Annotated in this window: 17 protein-coding genes; 7 read left to right on the top strand and 10 right to left on the bottom strand. The window is 57.6% G+C overall.

The window, feature by feature from the left end:
* Positions 1–28: 28 nt before the first annotated feature.
* Complete coding sequence (locus KTT_RS15030; protein WP_126596748.1) at positions 29–1399, bottom strand: sensor histidine kinase; 1371 nt, start codon at positions 1397–1399, stop codon at positions 29–31.
* A 421-nt stretch (positions 1400–1820) separates the two neighbouring features.
* Between KTT_RS15030 and KTT_RS15025 the strand changes: the two genes are divergently transcribed.
* Complete coding sequence (locus KTT_RS15025) at positions 1821–2918, top strand: Gfo/Idh/MocA family oxidoreductase (RefSeq protein ID WP_126596747.1); 1098 nt, start codon at positions 1821–1823, stop codon at positions 2916–2918.
* Positions 2919–2930: 12 nt separating this feature from the next.
* Here the strand turns inward: KTT_RS15025 and KTT_RS15020 are convergent, their stop codons facing one another.
* The 4 genes from KTT_RS15020 to KTT_RS15005 all read right to left on the bottom strand — a co-directional run bounded on the left by KTT_RS15020 (position 2931) and on the right by KTT_RS15005 (position 5833).
* The gene (locus KTT_RS15020) at positions 2931–3710 is read right to left on the bottom strand and encodes an NAD-dependent epimerase/dehydratase family protein (RefSeq protein ID WP_126596746.1); all 780 of its coding nucleotides are present in this window, start codon (positions 3708–3710) and stop codon (positions 2931–2933) included.
* Between the two features lie 35 nt (positions 3711–3745).
* Positions 3746–4522: a hypothetical protein gene (locus KTT_RS15015; RefSeq protein WP_126596745.1), complete on the bottom strand. Its 777-nt coding sequence runs from the start codon at positions 4520–4522 to the stop codon at positions 3746–3748.
* A gap of 89 nt (positions 4523–4611) precedes the next feature.
* Positions 4612–5145: a GNAT family N-acetyltransferase gene (locus KTT_RS15010; protein ID WP_160145885.1), complete on the bottom strand. Its 534-nt coding sequence runs from the start codon at positions 5143–5145 to the stop codon at positions 4612–4614.
* A 175-nt stretch (positions 5146–5320) separates the two neighbouring features.
* The gene (locus KTT_RS15005; protein WP_126596743.1) at positions 5321–5833 is read right to left on the bottom strand and encodes a GNAT family N-acetyltransferase; all 513 of its coding nucleotides are present in this window, start codon (positions 5831–5833) and stop codon (positions 5321–5323) included.
* Between the two features lie 168 nt (positions 5834–6001).
* Here KTT_RS15005 and KTT_RS15000 point away from each other — a divergent pair, with 168 nt between their 5' ends.
* A complete protein-coding gene (locus KTT_RS15000) occupies positions 6002–6733 on the top strand; it encodes an MBL fold metallo-hydrolase (protein WP_126596742.1) in 732 nt (243 codons plus the stop codon).
* Between the two features lie 250 nt (positions 6734–6983).
* Here the strand turns inward: KTT_RS15000 and KTT_RS14995 are convergent, their stop codons facing one another.
* The 4 genes from KTT_RS14995 to KTT_RS14980 form a co-directional block, all read right to left on the bottom strand.
* Positions 6984–7700, bottom strand: coding sequence for an ABC transporter ATP-binding protein (locus tag KTT_RS14995; RefSeq protein ID WP_126596741.1), 717 nt, complete (start codon positions 7698–7700; stop codon positions 6984–6986).
* 3 nt (positions 7701–7703) lie between these two features.
* A complete protein-coding gene (locus tag KTT_RS14990) occupies positions 7704–8690 on the bottom strand; it encodes an ABC transporter ATP-binding protein (RefSeq protein WP_126596740.1) in 987 nt (328 codons plus the stop codon).
* Between the two features lie 386 nt (positions 8691–9076).
* Complete coding sequence (locus KTT_RS14985) at positions 9077–11224, bottom strand: branched-chain amino acid ABC transporter substrate-binding protein (protein WP_126596739.1); 2148 nt, start codon at positions 11222–11224, stop codon at positions 9077–9079.
* A complete protein-coding gene (locus KTT_RS14980; protein ID WP_160145884.1) occupies positions 11196–11792 on the bottom strand; it encodes an RNA polymerase sigma factor in 597 nt (198 codons plus the stop codon). The genes KTT_RS14985 and KTT_RS14980 overlap by 29 nt, the downstream gene beginning before the upstream one ends.
* 967 nt (positions 11793–12759) lie before the next feature.
* Between KTT_RS14980 and KTT_RS14975 the strand changes: the two genes are divergently transcribed.
* The 4 genes from KTT_RS14975 (at position 12760) to KTT_RS14960 (ending at position 15825) form a co-directional block, all read left to right on the top strand.
* The gene (locus tag KTT_RS14975; protein ID WP_126596737.1) at positions 12760–12993 is read left to right on the top strand and encodes a hypothetical protein; all 234 of its coding nucleotides are present in this window, start codon (positions 12760–12762) and stop codon (positions 12991–12993) included.
* 63 nt (positions 12994–13056) lie between these two features.
* A complete protein-coding gene (locus tag KTT_RS14970) occupies positions 13057–13416 on the top strand; it encodes a DUF2089 domain-containing protein (protein WP_126596736.1) in 360 nt (119 codons plus the stop codon).
* 4 nt (positions 13417–13420) lie between these two features.
* Entirely contained in the window at positions 13421–13801 is a 381-nt protein-coding gene (locus KTT_RS14965) for a hypothetical protein (RefSeq protein ID WP_126596735.1), read from the top strand.
* 32 nt (positions 13802–13833) lie between these two features.
* Positions 13834–15825 (top strand): SHOCT-like domain-containing protein, encoded by a 1992-nt coding sequence (locus KTT_RS14960; RefSeq protein ID WP_126596734.1) that lies wholly within the window; start codon positions 13834–13836, stop codon positions 15823–15825.
* Positions 15826–16034: 209 nt separating this feature from the next.
* Here KTT_RS14960 and KTT_RS14955 read toward each other — a convergent pair whose 3' ends face one another.
* A complete protein-coding gene (locus KTT_RS14955) occupies positions 16035–17270 on the bottom strand; it encodes a cysteine desulfurase-like protein (RefSeq protein WP_126596733.1) in 1236 nt (411 codons plus the stop codon).
* A gap of 386 nt (positions 17271–17656) precedes the next feature.
* Between KTT_RS14955 and KTT_RS14950 the strand changes: the two genes are divergently transcribed.
* Positions 17657–18610: an aldo/keto reductase gene (locus tag KTT_RS14950; protein ID WP_126596732.1), complete on the top strand. Its 954-nt coding sequence runs from the start codon at positions 17657–17659 to the stop codon at positions 18608–18610.
* Positions 18611–18656 lie beyond the last annotated feature (46 nt).

Raw genomic sequence — 18656 nt, 5'->3', positions numbered from 1 at the left:
CACGGTTGGCTAACGCTTACTTTACCATTTACGTGGTCACGCAATTCGAAACCAGCGGCAATTTAAACCAGAAGATCGAGCCTTTGCCAACCTCGCTCTCGACCCCCACCTCGCCACCGTGACGCGTAATAATCGTCTGGCATATGTGCAGTCCCAGACCCAGACCAACACCGGAGCCGCTCTGCACCACAATGCCTGGCACTCGATAGAAGCGCTCCCACAGCATCTTCTGCTCCTCAGGTGGCAGGCCGGGACCCTCGTCGCGCACCGCTACCTTGACGCAGGAGCCAACAACCTTGATGCGCACCTCGACCATGCGATCGGAAGCCGAGTATTTGAGCGCGTTGGTCAGAAAGTTGGTGACCACCTGCCCGATGCGATCGGCATCGGCATGCACCGGTAAGACCCATCCCTCTAAATCGTCCTGCAGCAGAATAACGCGCCCTGGAGCGGCCGAGCGCTGATCCTCAACGGCATTATGCACGATCTCCACCATGTTGGTATCGTCCATGTTGAGCTGCAGACGATTGCCCTGGATGCGCGACACATCCAGCAGATCCCCCACTAGCCGGTTCTGGATGCGTACCTGCCGCTCCGCCCGATTGAGCAGCTCTCGAATGAGCTTCAGCTTGTCTTGATGCGCGGCCAGTTCGCCCGTGGGTGTGAGCAAGGTGTCAATACGTCGCTTCGCCAGCTGGATGTTTCCATTGATCGTGGTCAATGGAGTGCGCAGCTCATGGCTGGCAATGCTTAAGAACTCATCCATGCGGCGATTGGCCTCCAGCAGGGCCGACTCGCTGGCCCGCGAACGGGCCTGCTCCTCCCTCAGCGTCCGCAGGACCTCGTTGGTCTGCCTCTCCAGCTGCTTGCGCGCCGTAATATCATGAAAGACAACCACCATCCCGATCATGCCGCCAGCCACGTTTAGCAGAGGCGCCCCGCTGACATCCGTAGAGATCTCGCGTCCATCCAGCGTCTGGAAGGTCAGGTCGGCAAGGTCGCTACTGGCAATTACCTCACCACGCGCCAGGCGCGCCAGCGGCAGCTCATCTTCAGGCAGATCGTGCCCCTGACCATCACGCACGTGAAGGCGGGAATAACGCTGATGCATAGATAATGATATGTAGTCTGTGGGTGACGTAATCCCCATCATCCGGTGAAAAGCCGAATTGGCGCTGATGATCACACCCTCGCGGTCGTACACTACAACCCCATCGGTGATAGTCTCAAATACAGCCTTCAGGGCCTCTAATTGCTCATCGGTTGATGCGTCGCAATGGGGATGGGTCGCCTGCCGTAAGCTTTCTAATTCGCCTTCAAACTGTATACGTTGCGTCTGACCCTGCTCCAGGGCCTCGTCACGTTCCCGCTCTAGTTCAGCCACGCGCGCACGCAACATATAAAGCTCATCTAGAAATTTTTGTTCCGTACGCCCAGTACCTTTCAATGCTAACTTCTACAAGATGAGTCTAACATGCATGTGGTCATATCACGGCTCGCCGCACAAAATAGACAACATAGCCACATGTATGGATGGACCTTATCGTCAATAAATATCATCTATGAATCTGACAAATCATAGATATTATGTATTTTGATACAATCATTATATACCAGCTAAAGGACACTCTATACAGAGCATGACAAAAACAAGCACGATGATACACATAGATAGACGCTCATACGGCGGAGATCGGGTACCTGACCCCCTCATTTCGTGCTACCATGTGAAGATGAAACCTGATGGCGAATTATGCAGCCAGCGTCATCGCAACGGCGAAGAAGACAACAACCATCAGTCATAAAGGAGAGTGTTATTTATGGTATCCAGGGATTCCCTCGGCGGCTCGGACGTGCGGGTCGCCATCATCGGCTATGGACTGGCGGGCTCCGTTTTTCACGCGCCCCTGGTCGAGGCCACGCCGGGTATGCAGGTGACCGCCATCGTGACCGGCAACAAAGAGCGCCAGCAGAGCGCCCACAAACGCTATCCCAACGCGAAGATACTGGGGAGCGTCGACGAACTGTGGCAGAATGCCAGCAGCTACGACCTGGCGGTGGTGGCAACCTCGAATAATATGCACGTCCCCCTGGGAGTTGACGCGCTGCACGCCGGTCTGCCGGTGGTGGTCGATAAGCCGATGGCCGCCACGGTCAGCGACGCCCGGAAGCTGCTGGAGGCCAGCCAGCAAACGGGTCAGTTGCTGACCGTCTTCCAGAATCGGCGCTGGGATAACGACTTTCTCACCGTGCGGAAGATCCTCGAGGCCAACCTGCTGGGACCCATCACGCGCTTTGAGTCGCGTTTCGAGCGCTATCGTCCCGCGCCCAGGCAGGGTGCCTGGCGCGAATCGCCCGATCCGCAGGCAGCCGGGGGCCAGCTCTATGATCTGGGCAGCCACCTGATCGACCAGGCGCTCTACCTCTTCGGCACGCCCGAGCGCGTCTACGCCGAGATGTTCCAGCGCCGCCCCCGAGCCCAGGTCGACGACGATAGCTTTGTCGCCCTGCAGTTTCCTGGTGGCGTCACCGCGCACCTCTGGATGAGCCAGGTCGCCCGCATCTCAGGACAGCGCATGCGCGTCAGCGGCCTCAACGGCACCTTCGAAAAGTGGGGACTCGATCCGCAGGAGGATGCGTTGCGCGCCGGTAAGCTGCCTGGCGATCCGGCGTGGGGTCAGGAGCCACGCGAGCTGTGGGGGCACCTCTCCACCAACGTGAGCGAGGGTGGCGTCCACTTCGATGGCCCCATCGAGACCGTCCCCGGCGCCTATGAGAACTACTACGCCGGCGTGCGCGACGCCATCACGAAGGGCGCACCCCTGCCGGTTGACCCCAACTCGGCGTTAGAGGTTATCCGCGTTATCGAGGCCGCCCAGACCAGTGCCCGTGAGCAGCGCAGCGTCACATTCTCATAAGAGACAAACCCGTCATCGGGAGATGAACACCTCGCTCACATCTGCGCCATCCTGGGGCTCGTAGCCCAGCACGGTTCGCGCATGCTCCAGGTCATAGTAGTGCGGCGTGTTATTCGAGACGCCATAGAAGATATCAAAGGTGACCTGTTCAGCCTCCAGACTCTTCTGGACCAGCTGGGCCAGGTCCCGCTGGCTGATCCAGAGCGCAGCCAGGCGTTCTGGTGACTCGTGATACTGGTGATCGAGCGGCACATGCCGTGGCGGCTGGTCCTGGCGCGTCATGCTCCCGATGCGCAGGCAGATCACCCGTAGATCTTTGCATTCGGCGTAGTAGCGGCCCAGCGACTCCCCGAAGCTCTTGCTCACCCCGTAATAACTATCGGGCCGCACCGGCATCAGATGATCGATCACCGGCTCGCCACTGCGATAAATATCCGGTGCATGCTCCAGATCATAGTTGCCGACCGCGTGATTCGAGCTGGCGAAGATCACCTGCTTCACGCCCGCCCGGCTCGCCGCCTCATACACGCTATAGGTTCCGGTAATGTTGTTATGCAGCACGCTCTCCCAGCTCGCGCGCGGCGACCCATCAGCCGCCAGGTGAATCACGCTATCCATCCCCTCGCAGGCCCGCGTCAGCGCCTCCAGATCATTGATGTCCCCCACCACCGTATCCTCACCTGGAATCTCATGCTTCGAAAAGCACCGCATCGTATACTCCGGCTCCAGCTCCCGCCGCAGCGCCGTCCCAATCACGCCACCCGCACCCGTCATTAACACCCTTTTCTTCATCTGGATCCTCCATATGTTCGGACCTCGCGTCCGCTTTATTCCCCTCGATATCCCTCATACCAATCGTAGGCGGCCTGCAGGAAGGTTACGCCGGTTTCCAGCACGGTCAGCGCCTGCTCCAACCGGTGTGGTTGACTATAATACTCCATCACGCATTGATGGAAACGCCGGATAGCCCGTCCCATAGGTGTATGCCCTGCCAGCAGATGCAGCGCCGAGTCTTTGGGCAACCGCCAGACAGACAGCGGCTCTGGCGCCTGCAGCGCCAGCACGCTATAGAGCGTCGGCCAGACCTCAGTACACATATAGCGAACTCTGCGTTCCAGGCGTCCCCCACCGGTACTAATCAAATCCTCCGAAGTACCGCCAATCGCCATCGGTATCCGCTCAAGAGTGCGCATAGAGCTCTGGATAACCTGTTCGGCGGTCGCCTCCGGCACCGGCAGGCGCCCATAGATCATATGATAGCTGCCCGCGATCGGCCCCACCCATTGCGCCGACCGCGCCGTCTGCACATCAGGCGACTTCACATACGCCTGAATATATTGAAACGGCGCCGGATCGACCAGCGCCAGCTCACGCTGAATGGCCATACTCACTGTCAGAGGCAGCTGTCCATTCGTCTCCACCAGCGAGCCATTCACATACAGGTGAAAATCGATATCGCTACAGCCAGGGATAAAGCCACCCTTCAAGGCCGAACCATGCACCAGGATACCAATACATCCCGCCTGCAGGTGCTTCAAGTATATCTGTGCCGCCGCCTCCACAATCGGGCGCGCCTCCGGCACCACCAAAGATACATCCAACACGCATCTCCCCTTTCCCATATGTTCGGACCTCGCGTCCGATTTCCTCTCCACGCACGATCACGCTCAACATATGTCGAAGCTCACGCCCATCAAAGGATATCGATCCAATAGCGCAGCTTCTTCACGGTCGAGCCTTCAACAGAGACCGCGTTTTCAAACCGCCCACCATTATATTCAATCACTTTTTTGGAAGCGATGTTGGTCTCATCACAGGTCACAAGCGCCCTGGTAATCCCCAGGGCTCGCGCCTTCTGCAGACCCAGGCGCAGAATCTCACGCCCATATCCCTGCCGCCGCCACGACGGACGAATCTGATACCCGATATGTCCACCTACTTTCAGCAGCAGCTCATTCAGCTCATGGCGCACCGTTAGATTGCCCACGTACACCCCCTCCCCCCTCTCCTCATCCCCCTCAATGAGCCAGTAGCGCGTATCCGGCACAAAATACGGCGGCATCGAAGCCCGGTTATACACCCGGTTCACATGTCGCAAATAATCATCAAAATCGGCCGTCAGGCGCGGAAGATTATACTGCAGCAGCGTCCCCTCCTCCTGAAACTCCCGCAACCCCTCAAGGAAGCTCTCCTTGTACTTCGCGCTCGGCTCCGTCAAAAACAACATCGCCAATCCTCTCATATGTTCGGACCTCGCGTCCGATTTCCTCTCCGCGCACGATCACCTTCGCCGTAGGTTCGGCCCTTGCGGCCGATTTCCCCCCGGCGCACGATCACCTTCGCCGTAGGTTCGGCCCTTGCGGCCGATTTCCTCTCCGCGCACGATCACCTTCACCGTAGGTTCAGCCCTTGCGGCCGATTTCCCCCGGCGCACGATCACCCGCCTGCAGATCCATCTCCAGCTCGATCTCATCCCGTAAAGGAATGCCATCGTTACCGATCAGAGGTATCTCAGGCTTCAGGTGACGCGCCAGATCAACGGCGCCACGGTGGATAGCCATCAACGCAAAACCCCGCTTCTGATAGAAGCGCAGGGCATGCAGATTGTCATTGGTGGTAATCAGCCAGAGACGCCTGCAGCCTGCCCGCTCCGCAACCTCTTTCACCGCCTTAATCAAAGCGCTCCCAATACCGCGCCCCTCACGCAGGCTATCCAGACTCACGATCTCGCAATCGCCATCCTTTATAATATAAGAAATACACCCCACCCACTCATCGTCTTCCACCGCCACAAAAGCCGGAAGGCGCGCCACCTCATAAACAATCCCATGCGCCACCAACACAGGCGCTCCCCAATGCTCGCGCACAAAGGCGGCCAGCCGACCTCGATCATGCTCTTCAATCGCTCGAATCATCGTATCGCACTTTCCATATATGCCTGGTCCTCATGCGTTCGGATCTCACGTCCAATTTTTCCTCTCGGCGCACCACACGCTGCCTCGGGCTTGCCATTTCAACAATTTCGCCCGTTTCTATAGTATAGATGTTGAGAAGCAGAAATAAAAGCGTAGGCAAAGGAACTTATGAGTAGCATAACTTTATTGGGTACAGGGACCTGCCAGATCGAGTATGAGCGCCGGGCCTCCAGCGTACTTTTGGAGTTGGATCAGACCCATATCCTCTTCGATTGCGGACACGGCATAGCGCAGCGCCTGCTGGAGGTCGGTGTACTCCACCACCAGCTCTCCCATATCATCCTATCGCACTTTCATCCCGATCATGTCTCGGACCTCATCCCCATCCTGCAGGCGGGAGCATGGTCGCAGCGCGACCCACGCAGTAGCGACCTGCATATCTATGGTCCCGAGGGCGTCCAGCAGTTGATCGATGGCCTGATGCGGATCTTCGGCCCCCGCAGTTTCCAGCAGCCCGGCTACCAGGTACGGGTCCACGAGATTACCGACGAGCACTTCTCAATCGAAGATTATCACTTTGAGTCCCTGAGCCTGCCACCGGCGGGAAACCACGGGCTGCGCTTCCAATGGGGAGAGAAAACATACGCCATCACCGGGGACTCGCACTTCCACGAGCAGGAGATCAACCTGCTCAGGGGCAGCGACCTGGCCATCATCGATGCCGGTCATATCAGCGACGCAGAGATCGTCGAACTGGCCGTCGCCACACAAACCCCGCACATCATCTGCTCGCACCTCTACCGCAATCTGGATGGTCCACAGTTGCAACGTGAGGCCCGCCAGCGCGGCTACCACGGTACCCTTCAGGTCGGCTACGACCTGCTCTCATTCAACCTTTAACAAACGAAACCCTACCGCATTCGCGTCACCAAACTCAAGAACTTAAGAACTTAAGTTCTTGAGAAGCATAAGAGTGAATACCTGACCCTTATGATCATCGCCCGCGGTTTGCATGCTTTTTCGCACCTCTGGTGCTCAAGAGTCAGCTTTATATTGGTGTGTATGAGGTGCGCGAATGCGCACCTCATACACACCAATATAAAAAACTAATGCGGACGTGCGTGCGGGGGCACTCACGTGCTCCATCCCTTTAGGCGTGATCCTCTTCCAGCGGGCCCTCGGTCAGCAGGCCATCCTGGATGCGGACCAGGCGGTCGGCGGTATTGAAGACCAGGGGATCGTGGGTGGCGATCAGGAGTCCGATGTTGCCCTGGTGCGAGATGTCGCGCAGCAGGAAAGTGATGTCGCGGCCGGTCAGCGAATCCAGGTTGCCGGTCGGCTCGTCGGCGATAATGAAGCGGGGCTTATGCACCAGGGCGCGCGCCAGCGCCACACGCTGCTGCTCGCCACCCGAGAGCTCCATGCCCCGGTGTTTGGCGCGCTTCCCCAATCCAACCTGCTCCAGGGCCTCGATAGCCTGCCTGTTGCGCTGCGCCGATGGCATGCGCGACAGACGCAGCGGAATCTCCACGTTCTCCAGCGCCGTCAGCGAAGGGAACAGGTGCGCGTTCTGGAACATCATCCCGATGCTCTCGCGGCGCAGGCGCGCGCGCTCCGTCTCGCTCATCTTCAGCAGATTCTTGCCCAGGATAAGCACGCTGCCGCTGGTGGGACTATCCAGCCCGATCAAGATATTGAGCAGGGTCGTCTTGCCAGATCCCGAGCGGCCACGCAGGGCTACGAACTCACCCGGCTTGATCTTCAGGTCGATGCCGCGTAGAGCATGCACCACGCCACCGCCCGAAGGATAATCGCGCGTAACACCTTTTGCCTCAACAATAGTCTCCGTTGCCACTACTGCATCCATCTCTTACTGCTCCTTCTTGCCATTGTGTCCATTCAGTGACACACCGTTCTGGCTGGTGCCATTCCCATAACCATTACCATTCACCTGGTCCAGAATCGGCCACAGCTCGACGTGATCGCCGATAATCCTCACCTCGGCGCGCCCATTAAAGGGCAGCGTCTCAATGGCCTCCTTCGGCAACTGCAGACGACCGGCGCGATCGATCAGGATCGACTCGCGGTGTGTGCGGCTGGACAGTCCGATCACCGCGCTGGCCGCCGGCATGTGGGACTCCAGGGTCTCCAGCGTGGTTTCACGGCGGATCGTCTCGGTACTGGTGCGACCATCGCGAATGGCGATCGTGCGATCAACGGCAGCGGCGATCGTGGCATCGTGGGTCACCGTTATGATCGTCAGGCCCAGTTCGTTGTTGAGGCGTCGGAAGAGCTCAAAGATCTCGCCCGCCGTCACCGAATCCAGCTCGCCGGTCGGCTCGTCGGCCAGCAGCACTTTGGGATTGTTAGAGAGGGCTACCGCGATCGCCGTACGCTGCTGCTCACCGCCGGAAAGCATTGTCGGCTTCTTCTGCTCCTTACCGGCCAGCCCCACCAGTTCCAACAGTTCTCTGGCGCGTTTAGAGCGTTGCGAGGAGCTCACGCCGCTCAACATCTGTGGCAGCTCTACATTCGCCTGCGCGCTCAGCTCCGGCAACAGATTGCGTCCGCTCTGCTGCCAGATCTGACCCACGATGCGGCGCCGATAATTGATCCGCTGCCCCTGAGATAGGCGGGTCAGATCATTACCATCCACAATACAGCTACCGGCGCTGGGCACATCCAGGCCGCTCAAAATATTCAAGAGGGTACTCTTACCTGAGCCAGAAGCGCCCACAATCGCCATCACCTCACCCGGCGTCACCTCTAAATCAAGACCCTGCAACGCGACCACCTCCAGATCCGCGACCTTATATATTTTTACAAGGTTATCGCAAAGAACGATAGGGTCCGCCATACAAACTCCTTCTTCCTTCTCTCCGTACAATCAGGCTGATTTTCGATCATCCATCAAAAATAGTATTCGCATAGCATAATGCATAGAAATACAACAATGTTTTCCCGCGAATATTTCTCTTATTTTACCCACCACTGTCTATATGTACGCATCATTTCTACTCTTATCTCACCACGACAGGTGTTCATTTTGTATTGATGCAACACAAAAACACATACTTGCTGTAGTGGCACGTGACCGCCCCCGCACAGGCGTCCGCATGCGCGGCCGCCCTGATTATATATAATGGTGCGACAGGGGGCGCTTTTGCGCCCCCTGTCGCACCATTATATATAATCAGTTTTGAGCACCGCAGGTGCGAAAAATCAGGCACAGCTCTGAAGGAGCTACTTTAAGGCGTCCAGCGAGTGGTCGATGGTGGTATGACCATTTTCATTGCCCTTCAGGATAACGATCTCTTTCCCGATCGGGTTACCATTGTGGTCAAACTGAATCTTGCCGCTGACACCATTGATAGTGATGGAGTGCAGAAACCGCTGAATCTGCTCACCGGTAATCTTTTTCTGACCACTGGCCTGTAACTGCTGATAGGCGGTCAGCAGAGACTGCGTGGCGTCATAGCCAAGAATGACGTCGGCATCGGTCGCGTTATACCCATAGGTGCCGGGACGGTACTGGCCCGCCGGGTCGAAATCATGGGCATAGTCGGCAAAGAACTGTGGATGCTGCGCCTGCGAGCGCTCCTGGGACGCGAAGGCGGTAAAGCTGAGCCGTCCATAATTTTTGAAGGCGTCCAGCGAATAGTCTCCCTCGACATACAGAGCATCCCCGCCCAGCACGGACAGGCAGGGCTGACCGGCCACACAGGGCGGTAGCCGCTTGAGCATCACACTGGCCTCGTTAACGTAGCCAGCGAAGTAGATCAGGTCCGGTTTCTGCTGCAAGATATCGTCCATCTGCCGATCCACAGTACTCAGATCGCCCTTGGTATAGTAATACGGCGCGTGTATCAGGTTGTGGCTACCATCCTTATAGTGCTGAATAAAGGCTTGAGCCAGACTATTGCTATACGTGTCATCGGGATCGGTCAGCAGCACAACGCGCTGCGCATGCAGAACCTGTTTGGCATAGGTCGCGGCCAGGGTCGCCTGCTGCGTATCGGGGGGAGCCACGCGGAAAAAGTAAGGCGAGCTACCCGAGAGTTCATCGCTTGTGGCTGTGGGAGAGACCATAGGCAGGTGGGCCGCCGTCAATTCCTGCAGCGAGGAGAGGACGCTACGGCTGGTGGACCAGCCGATGACGCCAAGGATGCTATGGTCCTTCTGGGCCGCCTGCACCACCTCCTCAGCCGTGGTGGTGGGACTCGAAGCGTCCACGTCGGCCGAGGCAATCATCAGCCGCAGCTGGGGAAGATGCTCCTGAGTGGCGCGGGCGTTATATTCTTTCTGCGCCACATAGGCCCCCTGTAAAATATCGCGCGCGCCACCGATATGTTGCTCCGAAAAAACGGACCCGACCACCAGCGTAAAATAGGGCTGCAGAGATTCCTTGACGTTCATGTTCTCCTGGTAGATCAGCAGCTCGGCATCGTTGCTATCCAGGGCCAGTGCCTGCTTCCATAGCTCTTTGGCGCCATCGACATCCCCCTGCAACAGTTTGCTGGCTGCCTGCCGCTTCAGATCCCCATCCTGGCGATTGGTATCAAAGACCCGACTGCCATCAACACTGATGCCCACCGGCGCCCCACTGGGTACCGTACCGCCGATATCGGCCGGATGCGGGGACGGCGAGAACCAGCCCAGCGAGGCCACAGTGATGGCCAGCAGCAGACAGACCGTCACGCCCCAGATCCATTTGTCACGCAGGAAGCGGTGGCGCCAGCGCTGCTGCGCCCGGCTACGCGGACTCAACTCGGCGGGCCCATCATTGCCCATCGCCGGCATGGGCAGCGATACCTCACGCCACGCCAGCGTATTATGCTGCTGCTCCGAGCGCCGCCACTGCTGACTAGCATCCCTGAGTTGCTGCTGATTGTTGAGAAAGCCCAGCATGATCAGGGCAAAGGCCAGCGTCAACAGGGCCAGCGGCAGCATATGGTTGCCGCCAATCTCTACCTGAAAAAAGAGCGCCCCCAGAATCAGGATCAGCAACAGCAGACCCGAACCCTGCAAGAGAAGTGAAAATGTTTGTTGAAACGCGGACATGCGCCGACCAAACAGGTCATGGAACGTATCCCTGACATGCCTGGCCTGCCGTTTGCTAGCCGCAGTTGTCGAAAGCGGCGGGGACTTCGCGGCTACCGACATTTGCTCTGATAATATGAGACGATAAAAATAGTCATCGACCACCCGGTACTGCTCAACCAGTTCCTGACAACGGGGGCAGGATTGCATATGAAGATCGAAAGCGTGGCGATCTTCCTCAGAGAGGTGCTCTACACGTGTTACCTCAAGCTTCTCAGCCCAGCGATCACACATGACGTGCATGAACACATCCTCCATTGGATCATGCCCTGCATCGTTTTGACTTGACATCGACTTGCTCCTTCTCTGAAGAATACATCCCTTCGCGTAGCTTCACGCGAGCTTTACTGATATATGCTTTGACGGTGTCGGCTCCCAGTTGCAGGCGTACCGCAACTTCTTCCATCGTTAGATTCTCCATGTAATACCAGTAGAGGCATTCGCGCTGCCGGGCTGGCATAGCGTCCCACATCTCGCGGATGTGCATCTCCGCCAGCACCACGCTCTCCACCTGTGGCGCCCCATCGGCCAGGTCGAACTCTGGATCGAGGGGGGTCGGTACCTTACGTCGTTTCAACTTCCGTATATGGTCCAGGGCCACGTTGCGCGCAATCGCATATAACCACGCCTCAAAGCGCACGCAATCGTGCAACGTCGGCAATTTACGCCAGGCCTTCTCAAAGGTATCCTGCACCAATTCCTCGGCGGTCTCTATACTCACATGCAGATCCTTCAGAAAAAAGTGGCGTATCCTGCGATAAAAAGTATCGAATAACCGATCAGCCGCCTGCTGGTTACCTTTACGCGCCTCGCTAACCAGCCATTCGATAGAGATATCATCAGGAAGATGCGGATACATAAGCCGGACTCCCTTCACTCTAAGCAGAAATAGTGAGATGATCTGCCCATGCCTTCCCTGCCGCCGAGCGCAACAGATGAACAGCCAGTCACAGTCCACTCTCCCCTTCCCTGGTAGCATCAATATGATGTGTAAAAAGGATACCATCTCTTCTTTATGACGCTCTTTCCCTTCATTAATCAATGCCCATCTATGCAATTTTCCTAAAACAGCCAAAAAGGCAATATGCCACCCTCCCCCGCCTTCGGCGGGGAGGGTGGGGAGGAGAAATTTGGGGGACACCCCCAAGCCCCCGTCAGGAGGGCTCACCGCCCTCCTGCACCTCCTGCTTAGAAAGATGAAATGGTCCGGGGGCCCCCGTCAGGAGGGCTCGCCGCCCTCCTGCACCTCCTGCTGGGAAAGATGAAATGGTCCGGGGACCCCCGGCAGAGGCCTCGCCGCCCTCCTGCACCTCCTGCTTAGAAAGATGAAATGGTCCGGGGGTCCCCGTTTAATGCTAGCCCGGAGGCGCTGACGCCTCCACTCATCGTAATATAATTTAGGATGAGTGACGTGTGTGGTGAGAAAAATGCGCATGTGCGCATTTTTCTCACCACACACGTCACTCATCCTTATTATTACTCTGAGCGCCCTAGGCGCGTAGAGTCATGGCCGAAGGCACAAACCTCGGGTCAACCACCCCATGAATTAAGAAGAGAGCACCTTATTGCAAATAAATTCACCTGGATGGGTAAATTTCTGCAATCAATATAAAATATTCTACACAAAAGTATTGATTTTTGTTAAAACACATGGTATTATTCTTCATATCAATAAAAAAATATCAATCCGATAGCAAATTTTGCAAGTTCAGATTCAAAAAAATGGAAACAGAAGGTGGAAGGGCGGCGATAGGCGAGGCTCATGAATGAAGGAGAAAGACTGGCTGACCAGACGGACAGCTAAGTACCGACAAGGAGGAGAGATCATGTATACCGAACTACAACTGCTCAATGCCACCAGCGCTCACCGGGATAGAGAGATCCGTCGGGAAATCGAACAGAATCAGCTGGTCAGCAATCTTTCACAGCCTGGTCTGGGCTCTCGTTTGATCAGCAGGTTGGGTCATTCACTGGTCGATCTGGGCCAACAGATGGAACAGGTTGGCCAGACGAAAACCCCCGCGTTCCATGGACCCAAAACCGGACAGCTCCACGCGTGAGCGTCCGGCGGGCGCGGCCCTATCTTTCTTTCTAATTAGATACGCAAGAGGAGAAACTGCAGTATGTATCCATTGATTACCAGAGATCCCGTGAGTGGCGAGGAGTTGATCGTCACCCGCCTGGAGTGTCCGGCCAGCGGCGTTACCCTTGAGGGGCGCTTTAGCCTGGGCTGGATCGGTCGGCTCACCCGCGAGCAGCTGGACTTTGTCGAGCTACTCGTCAAATATCGGGGCAATATCCAGAAGCTGGCCGCCGAAATGAACATTGCATATAATACGGCTCGTAGTCGCCTGGATGATATCGTGACCGCCCTGGGGGGAACCCCCGAGTATGATGGCCGCATCGATCGGCGAGCCGTGCTGGATAAGCTGGCCGCCAAAGAGATCAGCGTCGAAGAGGCCATGAAGCTGTTGAAAGGCTAAGACTATGGCGCTATCCAGAGAGGAGCGCAACCGCATCCTGGCGCTGGTGGAGTCCGGAGGGATCAGCGCGAACGAGGCGGCCCAGCTCTTTGATACGCTGGAGACCGAGATCATCCGTCCACCTGAACCCGTGCGTGAACGTACGCTGCGCATCCGCGCCACCAGTCTCAAGCAGAATAAGCAACGAGAAAGAAAAAATGTCATCGCCAGTATGCCGGTCCAACTGCTCAAAACCAGCGTGCGCCTGGGATGCTACCTGCTCCCCCAACTCGACTCGCGCACCATCGAGGACGTCCTGCGCTCGATTGAAGAGGGCACAACCGGCCGCCTGCTCGACATTCAGGATCTGGAGCAGGGGGAACGTCTCGAAGTCTTTGTTGAATAAGCGACGCGCCCTGAAATGAAGGAGAAATAGCTGTGAAGAAAACTTTTTCGGCCGACAGCATCAACAATATCAATTTTTCGAATATCCATGAATTCCTACATGTACGTGGCTGGGACCAGTCCTCGATCGAGGTCGAGAGCGACGGCGACTACACCGTTTACGATCAGTCCGGGGACGGCTTCAATCTGTCAGACGCCCAGGAGGACCTGACGGTATCGGTCCCCTTCGAGAGCGTCGTGACGGTGGCCGAGGCCCACGGTGGGGTGAGCATCGAGAGGGTGCGCCAGGTGGTCGCGCAAAACATCCACGACGACATCAGCCTGAAAGAGATTCAGGACGAGGCGACGCTCAGCCATATCGACGGCGACGTTAGCCTGTCAAATATCCGTGGCGCCGTGACGCTGGCAACCATTAACGGAGACGTGGGCGCCAGGGAGGTGGAAGAGATCCGTTCCGAGGAGCGCCTGCAGGGCGACGCCTCCCTGAGCGAGATCACCAGCGCCTTCTTGCAGGCCGTTGGCGGTGACCTCTGGCTACAGGAGGTCGAGGAGGCCACCATCGGTAGCGTCGGCAACGACCTGAGCGCCGAAGACATCAATACCCTGCGCTGCGAGAACGTCGGCAACGATGCTAAGATCACGGGCAAACGCGAATCCACAGTTACCCTGAACAATGTTGGCAACGACCTGATCGTGCAAGAGGTAGCCAGTCTGACCGTCAGCAATGTTGGCAGCGACTGCAAGATCAGCCAGAGTACCCAGGCCGAGATTACGCTTGGCCGCGTCGGTAGCGACCTCACTATCCAGGATGTCGTGCAGGTAACGCTGGGCAGCGCCGGTAGTGACGCGCGCATCAGCAACGTACCGGGCAACGTCACGCTGGGCAATATCGGCAGCGACGTGACGCTCACCAATATTGGCGGCGAGGTGCGCGCTGGCTCGGTTGGCTCCGACGCGACACTCAAAAATGTGCATGGACCCGTCAATGCTGGCAACGTCGGCTCCGACCTGTTCCTGCAGACGGACTTTGAGCCAGGCAGCACCTCCTACGTGCGCGTCGGCAGTGATGCCACCATTGTCTTGCCCGCCGAACCCAACGTGACCATCCAGGGCACGGTCGGAGGCGACATTAGCGGTCGCTCCATCGTCTCCAGCTCCCTCGGCAATCGCGCTACCCTGGTCTATGGGGATGGGGCCGCGCACCTGGAACTGGTGGTAGGCGGCGACCTGCGCCTGCGCGGCGAGAAAGGTCCACGCAGCAGTAGCAGTGAGGGCGGAGCCTGGTGGAACGACTTCAGCCGCGGCATGGCTGACTTCGGCCGCGAGATGGGCAACATCGGTCGCGACCTTGGCGCGGAGATCAGCGCCAGCGTCAATAGCGCCACCGCCTCGATCAGCGCTGATATCGCCAATGAGGTCGCCAACCAGGCGTCGCACCAGAAGATGATCTTCAAGGCTGAGAAGCAGCGCCAGAAGGCCGAGCGACAGGCCCAACGCGCCCGTGATCGAGCTCACGATCGAGCCCAGCGTGATCACGAACGCGCCGCCCGCTTCAACTTTCGCGTCAACGAGCGCCAGTGGAGCATGGACCCCGAGCGCATCAATCGCATCGTTGAGCAGGCCCAGCGCGCCGCCTCCGAAGGGGTACAGGGCGCCCTGGAGGCCGTCGAGCAGGCCCTCAAAAACATGAACGTGCCCCAGCGGCCGCCAATGCCACCATCGGCACCAATGCCGCCGACACCACCGATACCACCGGTGCCACCCGTTCAGGGCCAGCCATCATGGGGGACTCTGGCAACGCCCGAGGCCAACCAGCAGCAGAACTTCGACGAGCGCGCCCAACCCGAGGTCCCGGTCGCACCCCAGGAGGAGGCGCAGCCAGTCAGTAATGAGACAGCAGCAGCCCGAGAGGCCACACCCCCCGTCGACGTCGAGCAGGAACGCGAAGCCATCCTGCGCATGATCGCCGAAGGCCGCATCACCCCCGAAGAAGGTGACATGCTCCTCGAAGCCCTCGGGAATTAACGAAAAATCGGCCGCAACGATCGAACATAGCATACACCCCTCTCTCGTTCGATCGCATGGGGGAAGGGGACGGCACTGGGTGAGCCGTCCCCTTCCCCTTTTTTTATTTCATCTTTAAAGAAACATTTACGTGTTTCTTTAAACGCTTACGTGGAGAGAGGAGAAATCGGCCGATTTCCCTTGCCCCATCCTCTTACATAATGTATGCTTTATAGATTGTGCAGGATGTTGATCAGGCGCTCGATTTCGGCGTGGGTATTGTAGTGGGCGAGGCCGACGCGCACGATGCCGCCCTGCTCTTCCAGTCCCAGGCGTTCGAGGGCGGCGAGGGCATAGAAGTTGCCGCTCCAGACATAGATCTCTTCGCGGGCCAGCCGTTCGGCGACGGCGTCGGGTTTCCAGCCGGGTAGCGTAAAGGAGAAGGTGGGAACACGCTCGGCCATGCGATCAGCATCAGTAATACCCCATACGCGCAATCCTGGCACGCTTTGCAGCCCTTGCAGCAGGGACAGGCTCAATGAGTGCTCATACTCCTCCAGGACCCCCATTCCCGCTCTCAGCGTCTGCTGGCGCGATTCGTTCTGAGCTCCCTCTGTGGTACCATAGGTCTTTCCCAGCCAGGCAAAGTACTCCATGGCACCCAGCACGCCTGCGATCGATTCATAGCTCTGTGTACCGGTCTCAAACTTGTCGGGAGTATGGTTGCCAGCCGGGCGCACCTTGTAGGCCGTCAGGCGTTCCAGCAGATCATACTTGCCATACAGGATGCCGGTATGGGGGCCAAAGAACTTGTAGGCGGAACAGGCTAGCAGATCGCAGTTCAGCGCCTGTACATCGATGCTCTTGTGCGGCGCGTACTGCACAGCATCCACAAAGCAGAGCGCGCCCACGCTATGGGCCAGTTGCGCTGCCCTGTGGACGTCATTGATCGTACCCACGGCATTCGAGGCGTAGCCGATCGCTACCAGCTTGGTGCGCGGCGAGATCGCCTCCTCCAACGCCTGCATGTCCAGTGTGCAATCCTCGGGATGGAAATCGACCCAGCGCACCTGGCAGCCGCGATCCTCGGCGATCAAGAGCCAGGGTGCGATATTGGCATCATGGTCCAGCCGCGTCACTACCAGTTCATCGCCGGGCTCCAGCAGGCGCGCGATGCTGCGGCTGATGTGCAGCGTCAGGCTCGTCATGTTCTGACCAAAGATAATCTCTTCCGGGCGGGCCGCGTTCAGGAAGGCGGCCACCGCCTCGCGCGCCTCCCACACCACGGCATCCGAAGCCTGGCTGGTACGGAACGCGCCACCATGGTTGGCGTTGGAATGCAGAAAATAGCGCTGCATACGCTCGATCACCTCTTGCGCCACCTGGGTGCCACCAGGATTATCAAAAAAGGTCGCCCCTGAAGCGAGTGAGGGAAAATGCGTACGCACAGCATCAATATTGAGCATAGAAAACCTCCGAACGCGTCCGCTGCGCGGACGCGCTAGTTTATATGGTGGTGCATGGGTCGCGCGGATGCGCGACCCATGCACCACCATATAAACTGATTCGTGAGCACCAGAGGTGCGAAAGATAAGGCATGCCGCCAGTAATGATCATGAAAGCAAAACACTTTCTTAACAACTGGAAAACGGCACAGTTGAGTCCATTGTATCACGAGAAGATGGGGCATCAGGCGGGGATCTTATACTACAATTGAAGAGCCATTATTATAATTGAAGAGCCATCGTGCGGCAAAACGCCGTTTCCGCTGTCACGTGAAGGCAAATTGGTACGTATAACAAGGAGAAACGGACAAATAACAACCATGTAGATAGAGACGAAAGGATGTAGTATGCATACACGCCAATTCGGCAAAACAGACATGCAAATTACCCCCATCGGTATTGGGGCCTGGGCTATCGGCGGTGGCAACTGGGAATTCGCCTGGGGCAGCCAGGATGATACGCAGTCGATCGCGACCATTAAACGCGGCCTGGAGCTTGGCATCAACTGGATCGATACCGCCGCCGTCTATGGTCTTGGCCACTCGGAAGAGATCGTTGGCAAGGCAATCAAGGGTCGTGAGAAGCCCTATATCTTCACTAAGTGCTCGCTCGTCTGGGACGACAGCCGCAAGGTCAGCAATAGCCTCGACGCCAATTCCATCAAACGCGAGTGCGAGGCTAGCCTGAAGCGCCTGGGCATCGACGCCATCGACCTCTACCAGATCCACTGGCCCAATCCCGATCCCGATATCGAAGAGGGCTGGAGCGCGCTGGCACAACTGAAAAAAGAGGGCAAGGTACGCCACATTGGTGTCTCAAACTTTAATGTTGAGCAGATGAAGCGCGCCGAAAAGATCGCCCCCGTAGAGACGCTGCAGCCACCGTACTCGCTGGTCCATCCCGACGTCGAGAAAGAGATCCTGCCGTACTGCGAGCAGAACAACATCGGTGTCATCGTTTACTCGCCGATGGCCTCCGGCCTGCTGAGCGGTCGCATGAGCAAAGAGCGCATCCAGAACATGCCGCAGGACGACTGGCGTCAGCGCGACAGCGAGTTCCAGGAGCCACGCCTCTCGCGCAACCTGGAGCTAGCCAACATCCTCAATGATATCGCCTTCCCGCACAACGTCACCGCCGGAGTCGTCGCGGTCGCCTGGACGCTACAGAATCCAGCCGTCACCGCCGCCATCGTCGGTGTACGCAACGTCGAGCAGGTCGAAGAGATGATCATGGCCGCCGAGTTCCGCCTGACCGACCTCGAACAGGAGCAGATCAACAAATTCCTGGAAAAAAATCCCTAACGCCCATCGCTGGTGCATCGTATCGTACAGAAAGGCTGGCTTCCCC

The organism is Dictyobacter aurantiacus (assembly GCF_003967515.1).
Classification (GTDB): Bacteria; Chloroflexota; Ktedonobacteria; order Ktedonobacterales; family Ktedonobacteraceae; genus Dictyobacter; species Dictyobacter aurantiacus.
The sequence above is the reverse complement of the archived record's forward strand: the minus strand, read 5'-3'. Positions and strand labels throughout refer to the sequence as shown.